15 protein-coding genes are annotated in these 17,094 nt (G+C 63.7%); 5 read left to right on the top strand and 10 right to left on the bottom strand.

Annotated features, from left to right (window positions below):
• Window positions 1-112: 112 nt before the first annotated feature.
• Entirely contained in the window at window positions 113-1,564 is a 1,452-nt protein-coding gene (locus Q7S20_05590; protein MDO8501294.1) for a sigma 54-interacting transcriptional regulator, read from the top strand.
• Window positions 1,565-2,191 (top strand): cytidylate kinase-like family protein, encoded by a 627-nt coding sequence (locus Q7S20_05595; GenBank protein MDO8501295.1) that lies wholly within the window; start codon window positions 1,565-1,567, stop codon window positions 2,189-2,191.
• A 52-nt stretch (window positions 2,192-2,243) separates the two neighbouring features.
• Here Q7S20_05595 and Q7S20_05600 read toward each other — a convergent pair whose 3' ends face one another.
• The 7 genes from Q7S20_05600 to Q7S20_05630 all read right to left on the bottom strand — a co-directional run bounded on the left by Q7S20_05600 (window position 2,244) and on the right by Q7S20_05630 (window position 10,969).
• Entirely contained in the window at window positions 2,244-2,948 is a 705-nt protein-coding gene (locus tag Q7S20_05600) for an SDR family oxidoreductase (GenBank protein MDO8501296.1), read from the bottom strand.
• Window positions 2,949-2,978: 30 nt separating this feature from the next.
• Entirely contained in the window at window positions 2,979-4,037 is a 1,059-nt protein-coding gene (locus tag Q7S20_05605; protein ID MDO8501297.1) for a low specificity L-threonine aldolase, read from the bottom strand.
• 21 nt (window positions 4,038-4,058) lie between these two features.
• A complete protein-coding gene (locus Q7S20_05610) occupies window positions 4,059-4,940 on the bottom strand; it encodes a class I SAM-dependent methyltransferase (GenBank protein MDO8501298.1) in 882 nt (293 codons plus the stop codon).
• A gap of 173 nt (window positions 4,941-5,113) precedes the next feature.
• Complete coding sequence (locus Q7S20_05615; GenBank protein MDO8501299.1) at window positions 5,114-5,728, bottom strand: peroxiredoxin; 615 nt, start codon at window positions 5,726-5,728, stop codon at window positions 5,114-5,116.
• A gap of 293 nt (window positions 5,729-6,021) precedes the next feature.
• Entirely contained in the window at window positions 6,022-8,781 is a 2,760-nt protein-coding gene (gene ppk1 / locus Q7S20_05620) for a polyphosphate kinase 1 (GenBank protein MDO8501300.1), read from the bottom strand.
• 16 nt (window positions 8,782-8,797) lie between these two features.
• Window positions 8,798-9,928, bottom strand: a complete 1,131-nt coding sequence (locus Q7S20_05625) for a hypothetical protein (protein MDO8501301.1) — start codon at window positions 9,926-9,928, stop codon at window positions 8,798-8,800.
• Window positions 9,929-9,937: 9 nt separating this feature from the next.
• Window positions 9,938-10,969, bottom strand: coding sequence for a DUF4956 domain-containing protein (locus Q7S20_05630; protein MDO8501302.1), 1,032 nt, complete (start codon window positions 10,967-10,969; stop codon window positions 9,938-9,940).
• Between the two features lie 95 nt (window positions 10,970-11,064).
• Here Q7S20_05630 and Q7S20_05635 point away from each other — a divergent pair, with 95 nt between their 5' ends.
• Complete coding sequence (locus tag Q7S20_05635; GenBank protein MDO8501303.1) at window positions 11,065-12,657, top strand: alkaline phosphatase family protein; 1,593 nt, start codon at window positions 11,065-11,067, stop codon at window positions 12,655-12,657.
• 18 nt (window positions 12,658-12,675) lie between these two features.
• Here Q7S20_05635 and Q7S20_05640 read toward each other — a convergent pair whose 3' ends face one another.
• The 3 genes from Q7S20_05640 to Q7S20_05650 all read right to left on the bottom strand — a co-directional run bounded on the left by Q7S20_05640 (window position 12,676) and on the right by Q7S20_05650 (window position 16,084).
• Window positions 12,676-14,577 (bottom strand): M1 family metallopeptidase, encoded by a 1,902-nt coding sequence (locus tag Q7S20_05640; GenBank protein ID MDO8501304.1) that lies wholly within the window; start codon window positions 14,575-14,577, stop codon window positions 12,676-12,678.
• A gap of 87 nt (window positions 14,578-14,664) precedes the next feature.
• Window positions 14,665-15,345 carry an O-methyltransferase gene (locus tag Q7S20_05645; protein MDO8501305.1) on the bottom strand — a complete coding sequence of 227 codons (681 nt, stop codon included), beginning with the start codon at window positions 15,343-15,345 and terminating at the stop codon, window positions 14,665-14,667.
• A gap of 43 nt (window positions 15,346-15,388) precedes the next feature.
• On the bottom strand, window positions 15,389-16,084 hold the full coding sequence (locus tag Q7S20_05650) for a hypothetical protein (protein MDO8501306.1): 696 nt from the start codon (window positions 16,082-16,084) through the stop codon (window positions 15,389-15,391).
• Window positions 16,085-16,322: 238 nt separating this feature from the next.
• Here Q7S20_05650 and Q7S20_05655 point away from each other — a divergent pair, with 238 nt between their 5' ends.
• Both Q7S20_05655 and Q7S20_05660 read left to right on the top strand, forming a co-directional pair.
• Window positions 16,323-16,622, top strand: a complete 300-nt coding sequence (locus Q7S20_05655; protein ID MDO8501307.1) for a hypothetical protein — start codon at window positions 16,323-16,325, stop codon at window positions 16,620-16,622.
• On the top strand, window positions 16,553-16,972 hold the full coding sequence (locus Q7S20_05660; protein ID MDO8501308.1) for a hypothetical protein: 420 nt from the start codon (window positions 16,553-16,555) through the stop codon (window positions 16,970-16,972). The genes Q7S20_05655 and Q7S20_05660 overlap by 70 nt, the downstream gene beginning before the upstream one ends.
• Window positions 16,973-17,094: the final 122 nt, after the last annotated feature.

Consider the following 17,094-nt stretch of genomic DNA (forward strand, 5'->3'; position numbering starts at 1 on the left):
AGTTTCCGGCCCCCGCACTCGCGGCCGGCCGAGGGGTACCCGGCCCAATAGTAGGCCCTACCCCCGGGCGCTAGATTAACCCGTTCCTCTACGTGGCAGTCGGGAGAACAAATTGTCGTCGCAATTCCCGGAAACATTTGGAGCCCTGAAGCGGTCCCCCTGGGGCAACCCCGATCGCTCTCTCCGTTCGGTCAAGGACGAGGTGAGAGCCAATCTCCTCACCAGAATCGCGAGGGGCGGGCCCCTTTTCGAGGGCGTCGTCGGCTACGAAGACACGGTCATGCCGCAGATCGTGAACGCCCTTCTGTCGCGCCATAATCTCATCCTTCTCGGTCTCCGCGGGCAGGCCAAATCGCGTATCCTTCGAGCTCTCACGACACTGCTCGACGACGCGATTCCGATCGTCGCCGGCAGTGAGGTGAACGACAATCCGTTCGCCCCGATCTCGAAGTACGCGCGCAACATGCTCGAGGAGTGCGGCGATGCGACACCGATCGCGTGGATCGGGCGCGACAGCCGGTTCGTCGAAAAGCTCGCGACTCCTGACGTGACGGTCGCCGACATAATCGGCGACGTGGACCCGATCAAGGCGGCGCGTGGCGGGCATATTCTGTCGGACGAGCTGACTATCCACTACGGCATGCTCCCTCGCGCCAACCGCGGAATCTTCGCGCTCAACGAGTTGCCGGACCTCGCCGGCAAGGTGCAGGTGAGCCTCTTCAACATCATGCAGGAAGGCGACGTCCAGATCAAAGGCTATCCGGTTCGCCTCGCTCTCGACGTGCTGCTTTGCTTCACGGCGAATCCCGAGGACTACACGGCGCGCGGCAAGATCATCACCCCGCTCAAGGACCGCATTGGGAGTGAGATCCAGACCCACTATCCCGAGTCGGTGGAAACCGGAATGGAGATCACCAGCCAGGAGGCGTGGACGAACCGCGGTGGACGGCCGGTGCGGGTTCCGGGTTTCATCGCCGAGGTGGTGGAGAGAATTGCGTTCGAGGCGCGCGAAGACAAGCGGATAGACAAGCGCTCGGGCGTATCGCAGCGAATGCCCATCGCGGTGATGGAGAATATCGTTTCCAACGCGGAGCGCCGCGCGCTCGTCACCGGCGAGGACGAGATCGTGCCGCGGATCGGCGACATCTACGCCGCGCTGCCGGCTATCACTGGAAAGATCGAGCTCGAGTACGAGGGCGAGCTCGTCGGCGGCCGCAACATCGCGCGCGAGCTGATCCGCCGCGCAGCCGATGCCACTTTCTACGGGCGCACCGGCGGAGTCAACGCCGATGAGGTCATCATGTGGTTCGATGGCGGTGGCGCGCTGCAGGTGAATGACGACGTCACCGCCGACGCCGCCGTGGACGGGTTCCGCACGGTTCCCAGTCTTCTCGGACTCGTGGACATGACGGCCCTCGCGGAGAAGAGCGACATCCCGGTGGTCGCGGCGGCATGCGAGCTGATCCTCGAATCGCTTGTCGCGCGAAGAAAAATCTCGCGCAACGATGCGGGATTGTACGGACGGTCGCACGAAGAGAAGCGCCGCCGCCCATACCAGGACTGAATGCCGATCGTCACCATCTCCCGTCTTTACGGGTCGGGCGGGTCGGAGGTCGCTGCCCGCGTAGCGAAGGAGCTGGGGTGGTCGCTTCTCGACAACGCGGTTGTAGACGCAGTCGCGGCGCGACTGGGAATCACGCCGTCCGAAGTGGCGGCGCGTGAAGAACGACTGCCATCGCTCGTCGAGCGGCTGGTTGACACGATGGCCCTCGGCTCACAGGAGTGGCTGTCGCCGCTGTCCGCCGCCAGGCGGCCGCCAACGGACGAGCAGCTGGTGGACATGACGCGCCACATCGTGGAGGAAGCGATCGCGCGCGGCCCGCTCGTCGTCGTCGGCCGCGGAGCGCAGGCGATGCTCGCCGAGCGCACCGACGCCCTGCACGTCTTCTGCTACGCGCCGAGGTCGGCGCTGATCGCGCGGTCAATGATGCGCGACGGGATCGACGAAGCTGCGGCCGCAAAGCTCGTTGATGAGACAAACACGCATCGCGAACAGTGGGTGCGCAAACACTGGAATCGCGCGTGGCGCGACCATGCCAACTACCACCTGTCGGTCAACACAGAGTGGCTCGGCATCGCCGGCGCGGCCGATGTCATAGTTCGCACCGCTTCGGCGAGGTTCCAGCTTTAGTTCCGCGCCTGGCCTGCCACTATGACGGAAGGTTCGTCAGGTTGAATCGAAGTCAGTCCCGCGGATTTGTAGCCCAGACCGTCGCTTCGGTGATGAACCCACGGTCGGACATCTCGAGCATCGAGCAGATCGTGTGCGCGATGTCCTCGCCCTCGAGCTTCGTGGGATTCGTCGCGCGCGGGGGGCGGGCGGCTGCGAAGAAGTTCGTCTGCACTTCGCTCGGATTCACCTGCATCACGCGGATGTTGTACTTCCGCAGCTCGGCGCGCCAGCACTCGGTCATCCCGCTGACGGCGAACTTGGTCGCGACGTAGGTCGTTCCTCTGGCTGAGCCCTTCTGCCCCGACGTCGAGGCGATGTTGACGATATTGCCGGTGTTCCGCGACACGAAGTGCTTCGCCGATTCGCGCGCAACCAGCATGGCGCCGAGCACGTTGGTCTCCCACACGCGGCGGAAATCGTGCGCGGTGGTTTCGACCAGCGGAGCCCAGTATCCGAAGCCGGCGTTGTTGACGAGGACGTTGTAGCCGCCCAGCTCCGAGACCACGCGCTCGACCATCCGTGTCACGTCTTCTTCCCTGGAAACATCGGCGACTATGCCCAGGGCACCCAGCTCCGCCGCGGCTTCATCGAGCGCATCAGCCTTCCGCCCGCAGATCGCAACCGCAGCGCCGCGATCTCTCAGAAGCTGTGCTGTCGCGTAGCCGATGCCCGAACTACCTCCGGTAACGAGCACCTTCGCAGTCTTGAGATCCATCCTGCCTCCTGTGGGTGAGCCGTCCGCGGGTTATCCGCCGAGGATCCTCCGGGCGGCTTCGAGAAAGCCGTTCACGTCCTCCTCCGTGGTGTCGAAGGAGGTCACGAATCGTGCCTCGGACGTCGCCTCGTCCCAGATGTGGAAGAAGCAGACATCCTGGAGCGCCGCGACATGCTCGTGCGGAACGACGGCGAACACCTCGTTCGCCTGCACCAGCTGCGTCACGCGACATCCGTGCATTCCGGCCAGGCCGCGGCCGAGCAGCGCGGCCATGCGATTCGCGTGCGTGGCGCTGCGGAGCCACAGACGATCGGTGAGGAGTGCGTCGAACTGCGCGGCGACGAACCGCATCTTCGACGACAGCTGCATTCCCTGCATCCGGCGATACGCGAAGTTGCGCGCCAGCTCGGGGTCGAAGAAGACGACCGCTTCGCCGGCGATCATCCCGTTCTTCGTGCCGCCGAACGACAGCACGTCAACGCCCGCATCGCCCGATATCGCGCGCAATGAAGTACCGAGAGTCGCCGCCGCGTTCGCGAGGCGCGCTCCGTCCATGTGCAGTCGAAGGCCGTGCTCATGGACGAACGCTGCGATCACCTCGACCTCGCTCGGAGCATAAATCGTCCCGTACTCGGTGGCCTGCGAGATGGACACGGCGCTCGGCTGTACGTGATGGTCATTACCGAAGTCGTGGAGATGCCGCGCGATTCCGTCGCGATCGATCTTTCCATCGGTGGTCGGCACCGGCGACAGCTTGCACCCGACTTGCTTTTCGGGGGCGCCGCACTCCGAGGTGTAGATGTGAGCCGACTCGGCGCAGATGACGGTATTGAACGGCAGCGCGAGCGTCTGGAGACTGAGCACATTGGCGGCGGTGCCGCTGAAGACGAAGAAGATCTGCGCGCTGTCGCCGAACTCCTCTCTCAGCTTTGCGGTCGTCGCGGCGGTGTACGGGTCGTGTCCGTATGACGGGACATGGCCGGAGTTGACCGCGGTGACGGCGGCGAGGACCTCGGGATGAACGCCGGACCAGTTGTCCGAGGCGAGATGGCGACGAATACCGCCAGACCGTTTGACCGATTGTCTCACCGTCGCCTCGGGGCGCACTGCTTATCGCTTCTCAATCCGCAAGGGCCGATCATTTTTGCCAGGCAAGTGGGACCGCTTTTTCAAGACGGTGGTTCTCTGACCAACCATAAACGGAAACAGCTTCTGGACCGGGAAATATAGCGGAGAACAGTACTGCGATATTCTGCGCCCTATCGGAGGGACGAGTGCACCGTTTTCACTGACAACCACCTGAGTAGTGCCTCCCACATCAAACAGTTTCGCGATGCGACTTGTTGACATTCCGAGGTAATCCCGGCTGCCTGGCTTCGAGTAGCGCCAATCTACCAGTACCAAATGGCCGCCTGGCTTCGTAACTCGAAGCATTTCGAGGGCGATGCTCCCCGCTACACGCTCGTCAGTAAGCTGCACGAACATCGTCGATTCGAACACGATGTCGAAGCTGCCTGATGCGAAGCTCATTCGATCTGCGGTTTCGCATCGCAGATCGATACCCGGAAGGTCCATCCTGCCTTGGTGGATACGTGCGGAGTTGATATCCACCCCTGTCAGGTTGGCTGCGCGAAACCCGAGTTTCAGAAAGGTCAGCAAGCTGGTCCCGCCCCCGCAGCCTACATCGAGAACTCGTGCAGATTCACGATCGACTGGTATCCGCCGCAACGCTCGCGTGTTCGCAACGTCGAAAGCGATAGACTGAAACAAAACTTCCGGATTCGTCAGAAGGTCGTTTCTATCGCGTCCCAGTTTTGAGTAGTAGTACTCGGCGTACCATGCTTGTGTCTCTTCCTCCGATGCGCGGAGGTCGGGTCGGGTCGGGTCGGGTCGGGTCGGGACATGATGTGGGCCCTTGCCCCGGGTCAAGGCCGCCCGGGAAATTGGGGTAATATCGGCACCTTGCAGGCGTTCGCCGAACGTGGCAAGCAATCGACGCCGGCCATGCCGATCGGATTGGATGCTCAGGAGCGAATACCGGGCCAGATTGTTCGAAGCAAATCCGGCGATTGCGCATGAGCCGTTGATGTCACACGGCCTGACAGCCGATCACGTGGATCTTCCTGTGAGCAGCGAGGCAGAAAATATCGGGCGGCGCCGGATTCCTATTGCGCCTTCGCGACCTCCGCCGCGAGCTCGGTGTACGCGTTCTCGTTCAGCGCTCCGAACCTGAGATTGCGCCAGAGGATGCGGCCGTCCTTCCCGATGACGAACACGGTGCGGCTCGACCAGGCCCTGCCGGGATTCCACGATCCGTACTGCTTCGCGACGGTGAGCTGAGGATCCGAGCCCAATGCAAACGGAAATTTCATTTCCTGCGCCCACGACACGTGGCTGGCGATGCTGTCCACCGAAATGGGAAGCACCACGACGTTCGAGCCGAACAACTTCGTGTACTCGTCCCTGAACTTGGTCAGCTCGGCGGTGCACCCCGAAGTGCGATCGCCGGGATAGAATGCCAGCACGACGACCTTGCCGCGAAACTTGCTGAGCGTCACCGGCTTCGCGCGCACTCCGGCCGAGCCGGCCCATTCAATCGTGAAGTCAGGCGCGACGCGTCCGATCTCGATCTCGGCCGGTGGCGGGGACGCAACGGGAGCGGCCGCCGGAGCCGGCGCTGCAGCCGGGGCGGGCGCGGCTTGCGCGCCGGCCGTGCCGGCGGCGATGATCGTGGCGGCAATGACGGCCACGCCTGGCCTCAGGCGTTGAATGCTGGACATGATGGCTCCTGTCGCTGAATGACAGTGAGAGGCTTCGCGAGAATCAATCCAATGTAATTCCCGGACCAGGCTGCCGCCGCCAACCATCTCTTCTATGCGGATGCGGTGGGGACGCCGGGAACGGACATGACGTTCTTCGACTGGACCATGCCTCGCGAAAAACGCGGAACGAACAGCATCACGCGTACATGCCTCCCGAAAGACTCAACTCGTTCGGCATGCCCCACAGCGGGGAGAATCTCAAGCCGATAGACTGAGCCCGGTTTTTCGCGAGGTACGGTATTTCAGCGCTGTCATGTGCCGCTTTGCGCAGACACCGCACCATGCATCAGGGCTTCCTGCGCACCCAGCGTGCCGCCCCGGCGCTGCACATAGGCGCCATCGGCGCCGAGCTCCCAGGCCGTCGCATCGTTGATGTAAAGATCGAGAATCCGATCGAGCTCCTCCTGTTGCTTCGTCTCCACGACCCGAACGAGAAGCTCCACTCGCCGGCGAAGATTGCGGTGCCGAAGGTCGGCTGACCCCACGAAGTAGATCGGCGAGCCGCCGTTCTCGAATCGGTAGATCCGGGAATGCTCGAGGAAACGGCCGACGACCGACGACACCCGCACCCGGTCGGATCGCCCCGGTACTCCCGGGCGAAGTGTGCATATCCCGCGGCACGCCAGCTCCACAATGGCACCATCGGCGGACGCGCGAAGCAATGCGCGCACGACCGCCGCGTCGGACAACCCGTTAAGCTTCGCGGTGATCCTCGCCGGTCTTCCCGCGCGCGCGTGCGCCGCTTCGCGGTCAATCAGCGCGACGATGCTGTCCGGCATCTGATGCGGCGCCACCAGCGATCCGCGCGACAGGCCCATTGGAGGAAGCGAGCCGCCGGTGAGCGCATTGAACAGATCGGCGACGTCCGCCGTCAGCTCGTCGCGCGAGGAGAAAAGACTCAGATCGGTGTACTCCATGCCCGACCGGCTGTTGTAATTGCCGGTACCGACGTGGACGTAACTGCGCAGTTTTCCATTCTCGCGCCGCACTACCAGCAGGGCCTTCGCGTGGTTCTTGTATCCCACCAGGCCGGAGATTACATGACCGCCCGCCTTCTCCAGCTTCCGCGCCCACCGCACGTTGTGACCCTCGTCGAATCTCGCCTTCAGCTCCACGAACGCGACCACCTTCTTGCCATTACGCGCGGCGTCAATCAGCGCATCCACGACCGGCGATGAATTGCCGATCCGGTAGAGCGTGATCTTGATCGTCGTCACCTCCGGGTCTTCCGACGCCTCGCGGAGGAAGCGAACGACGGTACCGTCGAACGAATCGAACGGATGATGGAACAGCATGTCGCTTTCGCGAAGCGCATCGAGCAGCGATTGGCCCTCGGGCAGCGGCTCCGCCGGCTGGAATGGCGGATAGCGCAGCGTCGGATTGTCGGGAAGCTCGAGGTCAGAGAGGCATCGCAGGTCGAGGAGCCCGTCTATCTCGTGGATGTCGCTGGCATCGAGCTCGACTGACGCCCCCGGATCCTCCCGGCGCAGGTTGCCGAGCAGAAGATCGCGAACGAATCCGGGCATCTCCCGCTCCACTTCCACGCGCACGGCGGGATTGCTCGACCGCCGCTCAGTCGCGTCGGCTACGGCATCTATCAGATCCTCAGCGCTTTCCTCGTCGAGCGAAAGCTCGCCGCCGCGTGTCACACGAAACACGTACACTCCCTCGATGCCGCCCGCGGGATAGAGGAGGTCGATGTTGGAGCGGACAACCTCCTCGATCGCGATGTAGTCGCCGCTGCTCCCCGGCACCGGCAGGAACCGCGGACTGTCGGCCGGCAGCTCGAGCTCGGCGAGGTGCAGCCGATGCGTGACATTGTCCCGCTGAACGACCGCGAGCGCGAGGGTCAGGTGCGGCAGGTGCGGCAGCGGATGGCCGGGACTCAGTGTCATGGCCATCGGCGTCAGGCCAGGATGGATCTCCTCGCGGCATTCCTCGCGCAGCGAGGCGCGCTGCGCGGCATCGAGAGACTTCCAGCGCACCACCCGTACTCCGAACGGCTCGAGCTCCCGCAGGCAGGCCTCGGCACACCGCGCCTGACGTTCCGCGAGGTTCGACATGCGCTCGGCAATGAGCCGAAGCTGCTCCGTCCGGCTCAAGCCGTCGTCGCATTGCTCCTCGCTCTGCTCGCGGGCCGCTCTCCGTAATCCGGCGATGCGGATCATGAAGAACTCGTCAATGTTGGAGCTCACGATGGACAGGAAGCGGAGCCGCTCACGCAGTGGCGTGTCGGCGCTCTCGGCGAGCGCGAGCACACGGCCCTGGAAATCGAGCAGGCCAATCTCCGGATTCAGGAACTCCACCGGGTTGCCCGGACTTCGCGGGCCCGCGTGGACGCCCGACGCTTCCTCCGGCGAGCGGTCGTTGTCGTCCACCCCCCCGCCCTGCTTCCATCGCAGCATCAGCTCGGCGCGGTCGCGAGAATCGCCGCTCTCGCGACGGAGCTGCTGCGTTTGCTCGAGCGCGGTGGCGAGCCGCTCGGTCGTCGCCCCATCGCCGCGTCGCGCGTGCACGCACATCTGATACATCGTACCCGACGCGCCGTTGCGCCGGATTACCGACCGATCGTAGTGGATCTCCACGCGTGGCCGGCGCAGCCAGTCGAAATCGGCGATGCGCGTGATGCGCTCTGTCTCGATGTCGAGGCGCACGACGAGCAGCGCCGGATCTATGAGCGCGCTGAGTCTTCGGCCGGCCGCCGTGGCCTCGGCAACGGCACCTCCGGCTTCCGCCGAACGTACCGCCGAATCGAATCGCACTTCGGAAGGCGATCCCGCGGAGCCGATCCGCACGGAAAGGATTCGCGTGTCATCCGAGCGGAGCCGGAACCGGCAGGTGATGTTGCGCCGGCGAAGCGTATCGTGCGACGTGTCGAGGTAGAGATCGCGATGCTGCGACCGTCTCGCATCGCCCGCCACCATGCCCAGCGGCAGCGGAGACGCGACGAGCTCGTCGAGATGGCGAGCCGAGCGGACCTCGTACCGGAAGGTGGGGAGCGGACGCTTCATGTGAACTGCGGGGAAATCAACTTGTCTTCACGCAGGCTTCAGCGATTTCTCGTTTCGCGCGACGGGAATCGTTGACGATGCGGAAAAAATCATCGTAGTACTTGAGCGTCTCCTCGACCGTTTTCTGTTTGATCAGCTTTCCGATCGAATCGCGATACAGCCCATAGACGGCGTCCTTCTGTTCGTTGAACTTCGCGATGGCCTTTGCCCATGCCTCCGGTTCGACGCAATAGCCCCTGAAGAGCCGGTCGCGGACGCGCTGCACCGAGAGCTTCGGGTCAACCGTCGCGTACGGCGCGTTGATCACGCCCGAGAAATCGAAGTCGTAGGGAATCGGAATGATGTCGCCGGCCGGCTGACTCACGAGCTCGACGTTGTGGAGCCCGGCAATCGAGAAGTCGGTGTTCCCGATGAAGTACTGGAAGATTCCGATGAGCGCGTCGTGATAAGGCTCGAGATCGCTGGCCTTCGCGCCCTTGTCCTCGACGCGCGGTCCGCCCATTCTCGCGGCGAGCATCTCCGGCTCCTCGAGAAGAATCGCGGCCCGCCTGGCGATGACCTTTCCGCTGGCGCTGTCGGTGTACGTAACCTGCAGAAGCCGCGCGCGGTAGCCGAAGGGAGTGAGAAGGTTGTAGATGCGGTAGAGCTGCAGCTCCTGGATGATGAACTGCTCGTAGTCGTCGGTGTTGCGGCAGTAGTTGACGAGCTTGGGCTTGTCGAGGCCCTGGAACATCGTCCCCTTCGCGGAGTCGGCCTTGAAGTTGACGCGGAGGGGCGGGAACTCGCAGTTCTTCAGTCTCCATATTCCGCGGGTTCTCAGCTCCGTGGGGAGCGAGACGACTTTCCCTGATGCGTCGGTGAAGGAGATCCTGGCCGGACGCCACGGAGCCTTGTCGCCCTTGTCGCCGCGGATGCGCTTCACGTTGGTGGTCAGCGTGACCGGCAGCGGCTCGGCGGCGAAGAAGAATGCCTCCGTTTCTTTCGAGTGCCTGATCGCCTTTTCCACGGCCGCTTTCAGTTGCTCCTCGGTCTTCGGCTCCTTCTTCTTCGCCTGCGCGACGATCTCTCCGCCCGGCATCGCGAGCGCAAACGTCAGGGCAATCGCTCCCGCAACCGGAGCCCACCTGCCTGCGATCTTCATGTCCATGGCTGCCTCCTATCTGATCTGCGCGTCAACGAGGGCTGTCCCGCCGGCGGTGTGCGCGAGCGAGAGAATCTCGTCAGGCAGCGTCGCCTTCTTGGGCTGCACGAAATAATCGATGGTGGCGACCCCCGCATCGTCAGTCTTTGTCGTCCCCGCACGCCACTCCTTTGCGTATTCACCGAGAACGAGCTCGAAGCTTCGGCGCGTCTGGTCCGGGTCGCGAGTGCGCAGTCGGATACAGATCTCGTGGGGCGTTCCGCTGTCCGTCTTGGATCCGTCGTCGTGCGCCCGCTTGAGAGCGCGCTGTGCCAGCCCTTCGAGCTGTTCACGGCTCATGTTCCGAAGCACCTCGTTGTCTATCTGCGCGACGAAGGTGCCGGTCCTTGCGAGCTGCCTGGCGCGCTTCAGGCGACGTGCGGCGATGCTTCCCTCGAGCTCGACCGGGGAGTTGCCGAAGTCAGTGTACCAGAGCGCGAGCACCGTCACGTTGAAGAGGAGCGACAGTGAGAGCGCGACGGGTATGTCCACGGCCGCCGCGAGCCCGACGCCGGTGGCGAGGAACACGTATACCGCGTCCTTGCTGTCCTCGAGCGTATTCCGGAAGCGCACGGCCGCAACGATCCCGGCAAGACTGAATGCGAGCGCCAGGCTGTGTTTCACGAGCACCACGACGCCAGAGACCACGAGTGGGAGGATTATCAGCATCTGAACGACGGACTGCTGATAACCGCGCTTCGCCCTCGTAAGCTGATAGACCCACGCCACCGGCAGGGATAGCAGGACGGCGCCAGCCATCGCCGCGATGAAAGTGACCGTCAGGCCGAGCTGATCGGGAGCAACCGCAAGCGGTGCGCGATTCGCAGCGACCAGAGCCGGACCCACTCCGAGGATCGGCTCGATGGCGTAGCTGGCCAGGCTCGGAAAGATATTCGCCTCGCGCCGCACGAGAGCGCCCACCGCGATCAGAACGACGTAATAGACGGCGACCTTCACCAGAACACGTGTCGCCGGAGACGAAAAAATTCCCGGTCTCCTATCGGCCATCCTGAATGGCTCCTGGAAAGGTTACGTAATAATCGTGTCCGTTTGCGCCCCACGCCATAGTTGCCGTGGTTCCGCCCCGCTCCCAGATTCTCCGAATGCGCAGACTAGCCCAGGGATTGCTCGGAGTGGTGCTGGCCGCGACGTGCGCCCTGGCGCAGTCGCCGGCTCCTCAGGGGAGGGCGGCGGCGGCCCGTCCGACGCTCGTGCTGATGATCACCATAGACGGATTTCGCGCCGGCAATCTCGAGCGCTTCGGACCTCAGCTCAGCGGCGGCCTCGCGAGGCTGATGAGTGGCGGAGCCTGGTTCACCAACGCTCACCAGGACTACGCAATAACCGAGACCGCGCCGGGGCACGCCAGCCTGTTGTCGGGACGGTTCCCCAGATCCACTGGCATCGCAGCGAATCGGGTCGGGGTCGCCGACCCCGCCGCACCACTTCTCGGCTTTTCCGGCGGCCTGGGCGCTTCCCCCGCGAGATTTCAGGGGACTGAGCTCTTCGATTGGCTGCACAGCGCCGATGCCCGCTCGCGCGCCCTGTCCGTGTCGAGCAAGGACCGCGGTGCGATACTGCCCATCGGCCGCGCGAAGCAGCAGGTGTACTGGTATCCCGGCGATGGTGATTTCACCACCAGCAGCTACTACGCCGATTCCCTTCCCGCCTGGGTGAACAGATTCAACGAACGGATGCTTCCGCAAACCTACGCGAGCAAGAACTGGATGCCTCTACTGCCCGACTCGGCGTATCACGAGCGGGACAGCGTGAGCATCGAGGGCGGAGGCAATGACTTCGTATTTCCGCATCCGATACCCGCCGACCCGCAGAGTGCTGCAAACTGGGTGCGGGCGACCCCCTTCATTGACGAGCTCACCGTCGCCTTCGCTCTCGACGGAGTGAACGCGCTGAATCTTGGAGCGGGTCCCCAAACGGATCTGCTGGCGGTGTCGCTCTCCGCCACCGACGCGGTCAACCACCGCCTCGGCCCCGACTCCAGGGAGGCCCACGATCAGGTGCTACGCAACGACCGGGTCATCGGGATTCTGCTCGACTCACTGTTCCGGATGCGCAACCCGTCCCGTGTGGTAGTCGTGCTCAGCGCGGACCACGGATTCACGTCCATCCCCGAGCTGGTTCCCGCCGACGTGAAGCCTCATCCCACCCGCGCTTCGCTCGACTTTGCGCTCGAGATCGCCCGCAACAAGATGCGAGAGATGAAAGTTGATACGGGTGCGATAGACGTTGATCAGCAGATCGTGCTTCTGGATCGTGAAGCGTTCAAGCGCGCGCGAGTGGATCCGGACCCGGTGATCAAGGCGTTTGAGGCGGCCGCCTTGCAGACTCCAGGCATCAAGCGCATAGACCGCTTCCGCGATCTCATCGGCGCCGACACGCTGCGCGATCCGATCGCGCGCAGATGGAGTCACCAGTTCCCGGCGGGCAGCAACGTCGAGCTGGTGGCAACGCTTACGCCGGGCAGCCTCTGGGGACCGGCGCCCCTCGCGTCGCACGGCTCGCCATACGACATAGACAGCCACGTACCCATCATTTTTTACGGAACCGGCATAAGACCGGGCCGCTATGGGGAGTTCGCGCGGACGGTGGACATTGCACCGACTCTGGCGCGCATCACCGGCGTAACGCCTTCCGAGAAGCTGGACGGAGCTCCGCTCACGCGCGCGCTGAAGTAGGCCGCCGCTACCTCCGCATCATTTGGCGGTCCATTTGAGAGTCTTGTCTATTGTGCCCACCGTCACCGAGTGATACGTCGGGCGTGCGCGGCCATAAATGCTCATCGCCATCGCTTTGCCCCAATCGGTCTTCGCCAGGTCGGCGTAGAGAGGTGCGACAAGCTTCCGCCGGCCCTGTGACGTCAGATACTTCTCGAGCGCCGGGAACGCAGGCTGGTACCTGTTGGCGATCGCGATTCTCAGCCACGCGAACATGATCTCGCTGTTGCCGCTCGACGACAGCTTGAACGCGCCGTCCAGCTCGGCGAGCCGCCTCGCGGGAATCGTGTCGGGAAGGGCGCGCAGGAAATGCAGCCATTCCTGCGTTGACCACTTGCCCGTCTGAATCGCCGAGGCGGGACCGCCCGCCTTCCACACGTCCACCTGCTTCTCGACGGCGGCGAACGCCTCGGATCTCACCGGCGGAATGTTCGTCGGAACGCCAGGGTCGAAGACCCATGCCTGCACGTTCACACGCTGCGCTTCGTCCGGTGATAGCAGCTTCTGCCTCATGAACGCCAGCATCCGCTCGGCGCTCATCGGCTGGAATGCGAAGTGATCGAAGTAATCGCGCAGGAATACGTCGAGTCGCTCCCGGCCAACTACCGACTCGACGGTCTGAAGAAACGCCGATCCCTTCTCGTAGGCGATGTCAGTCGTCCCAGCGTCCGGGTCGCGAGCCGTGAGATCCAGATGAAGGCGTGTGTCGGGGCTCTGCGGTCCTCCTGCTTCCTTGATCGCCTCGTCGAGGTCCTGGCGTCCGAGCTGGCGCAGCATGTCGGCGTACGGCTTGCCGCGGAGCTCTTCCATGATGCGCGACTCGATGTACGTCGTGAATCCCTCGTTGAGCCAGAAGTCGTCCCACGTCGCGTTCGTGACGAGGTTGCCCGACCATGAGTGCGCCAGCTCGTGCGCCACCAGGCTGACCAGCGAGCGGTCACCCGCCAGCACGGTAGGTGTCGCGAACGTCAGCATCGGATTCTCCATTCCCCCGTACGGGAACGACGGCGGAAGGACGAGGATGTCGTAGCGCCCCCAGCGATACGGGCCATACAGCTTCCCGGCGGCGGCGACCATCTTGTCCACCTCCGCGAATTCATTCGCGGCGCGGTCCACTACCGACGGCTCCGCGTAGATACCGGTGGTCTTTCCAATCGGACGGAATGCAATGTCGCCGACCGCGAGCGCAATCAGATACGGCGGAATCGGGTACGGCATCCGGAAGCGGAAAACGGTCCGGCCCTCTGCGTCCTTCTCGCCTTCGATCCCCTCGTGGTTGGCGCCCATCACCGCCCGCATTCCCGCGGGAACATGGACCGTCGCGTCGTAAGTCTGGCGTATGCCCGGCCCGTCCTGCGTCGGAATCCACGTGCGTGTGAGGATCGCCTCTCCCTGCGTGAACAGGAACGGAACCTTGCCGCCCGCCGTTTGTGCGGGAGAAAGCCACTGCACCGCCGCGGCGGCTGGCGACGTCTGGTACTCGACCACGATCGTGTCGCCACTCGCCGGCAGCGCGATGGCCAGCGGCGCGCCCATGTATGAGTTCCCCGCGCCGAGGTTGAAGCCGAGGGCCCCGCCTTTCGCGTCGGTCACGCTCTTGATGTCGAGATCTCGCGTGTCGAGGATGATGCTGTCCGCGCTCTGGCTGCGTTGGATCGTGAGGCGCGCCGTCCCGCTGATCCGCTTCGTCGCAAAATCCGGCGCCAGATCGAGCGAGACGTTCGTGACGCGAGCTTTTTCGGGCTGCGCATACGAATGGGAATCGTGAGGTAGCGCGGGTAGTGCAGTATCACCGGTGGCGGCCGGCTTCTCGGCAGTCGTGCATGCCGTGGAGATAATGATGAGAATCGAGGCGGTGAGGGCCGTCAGTGATCGTTTCATTGTTGACGATGTGAGATGTTGTCGCGCGACCGAGCGACGAATGGATTTTACCGTCATGTGGCCGGTCTGTTCAGCCGTACGTGACGGCTACATCCGTGCCATGTCGAGCACGAGGGCGACCGCGAAGCCATCGTATCCCTTCACGCCGACGGTCTGCAGCACCGTGGCGGTGACGCGGCGATCGCGCGACATCATTTCGTTCAGCCGGCGCACTCCCTGAACGCTTGCATCCTCGCTCGCCGCATCTATGACCGCACCCTCGCGCACTACGTTGTCCACGATGATCATCGTGCCCGGTTTCGACATCTTCACGGCCCACTCGAAGTATGTCGGAATGCTCGGCTTGTCCGCGTCAATGAAAACGAAGTCGAACGGCCCGTAGCCCTCGGCGGCGAGTCGGGGCAGAATATCGAGCGCGTTGCCTGTTCGCGTCTCGATGCGATCACTCAATCCGGCCCTCACGAAATTCGCCTTCGCAACTTCGGCGTGTTTCGGATCGATCTCCAGCGTGACGACCCGCCCTCCCTGCGGCACGGCGCGCGCCAGCCAGATCGTGCTGTATCCGCCGAGCGTTCCGACCTCGAGGATCGTTCGCGCTCCCTGCCCGCGCGCGAGGATGTTCATCAGCTTGCCCTGAGCCGCGGAGACCTGGATCGCCGGGAGGCCGGCGGCATCGCTCGCCGCCAGGGCGGCATCGAGCGCCGCGTCCGCGGGGATGAGCGCGTCCGTGATGTAATCGTCAACTGAAGTCCACAGTTCCTGTGTCATTGCCTTGTCCTGTGTTCCGAATCTCTGACGTGCCTGGTCCCTTTCAGGCGACCGCCACCGAGCTCCGGGGGATCACCAGCTCCCACCCGGAATCGAACACCAGCTCGATTCCATCGCCCGCCGTTCGCATCCGCACCACCCTGGCACCAATCAGACCACAAAGCGCATCACACGATCCGGGATCCGGGTACCGATAACGCTGAGCACCCGAGACGATCATCGGATTTCCTCCGACGGCGACGCGCACTCCGTTGAAGTCGAGCTCCGTCGCGCGCGGCAAGAACTTCAGCGACGCCAGCGAGCGGCCGGAGAGGTCCGGAAACGACGCGGCGGTGGATGTCATCAGTTGCAGTCGCGGGGGTCCGCCAACCTGCGGCAGCAACGCCGGCAAGCTGACATCTGCCCGCGTTTCTTCGATCGGCGGTTCGAGCGAGGCGTTCCTCTTCAATCGCTCACTCCGCCGATACCGGTGGAACTGCTCCCACATCACGCCCACGGCGAATCCAACGCCAAGACCGGCGATGCCCGTGAACAATCCCGCGGCGACAACTATCCCAGAGAAATACCACAGGCCGCGCGCGAACGAGCCGTTCTCGAGCTGCCCGGCAAGCAGCCCCCACGCGAATGGCGCCGAACCGATGAACCCGACGAGAAAGCCGATATACGCGGCGAGATCCTTGATCGCCGTGCGGCGAAGCTGGTAGAACTCGGAGAGAATGCGAGCTCCCGCGTTGAGCATGGGTATTTCCTGAATGTAGCGACCGCCACGGGAGTGAGGAGAAGGTGGCTCGCAAAGAGACACTCCTCCCTGCCCGCCGGGGGCCTCCGCTGGCGTCGCACCGCGCCACTTTGCACATTGAACCGGGCGTAACTTCCTGAAGTTTTCTCGCGCCCCGGATGTCTACGGTCTCACCCATCCGGGAAAGGTCCGACCCAACAACGAGGACCACTTCCTTATCTGCGCGCTCCAGAAGCGAATGCAGATCTACCATACGAGCCTGCCTGATCAGTCCATCCTCACGAGCGCCGAGCGGCTGGCGTTTCTTGCTCTCGTCGCCGATGGCGTGGGCGGAGCGAAGGCCGGTGAAGAGGCGAGCCGCGTCACTCTCGAGTACGTCGCGCGCTACGTCAGCGAGTCACTCGACTGCTACTACACGAACGATCCGGGCGATGACTCGCGTTTCATCCATGAGCTGGAGGAGTCGGAATGTGGCCCAACGCGTATCTGCTGCAGGTGGGCGACAGTCGCTACTATCAGCTGCGCGACGGCGAGCTGATCCAGATATCGCGCGATCAGACAATGGCCGAAGAGTTCGTCAAGCAGGGAGTCTTCGATCGCGAGGACGCGGCGTTCAAGAAGTGGACGAACGTTCTCTCGAGCGCCATTGGCGGTCCCGACGCCGCACCGAGCGTGACGAAAGTGCCGCAGTCATGGAGTAGTATCGGACTCATGTGCAGCGACGGCCTGACGCGTCACGTATCGGACGATCGCATCCGCGAAGTGCTGCAGAACATCAGGTCGGCGAAGGAGGGCTGCGAGATACTTCTTCAGGACGCCCTCGACGCCGGAGGCGAAGACAACATCACCGTCCTCATCGGCCGTGCGATTCCGCACGAGGAGAAGTAGCGCCGCAAGGGCGTTCTCGGCCACCGACATGAGCGACATCCGCTCTGACGTCGAGTTTTCCAAGAGCGATGTCCTCGTACGACATCACCCTGACAACCTCTTCGTCGCTGAGTGGACCGGGG

This window comes from Gemmatimonadaceae bacterium, assembly GCA_030647905.1.
GTDB lineage: Bacteria > Gemmatimonadota > Gemmatimonadetes > Gemmatimonadales > Gemmatimonadaceae > UBA4720.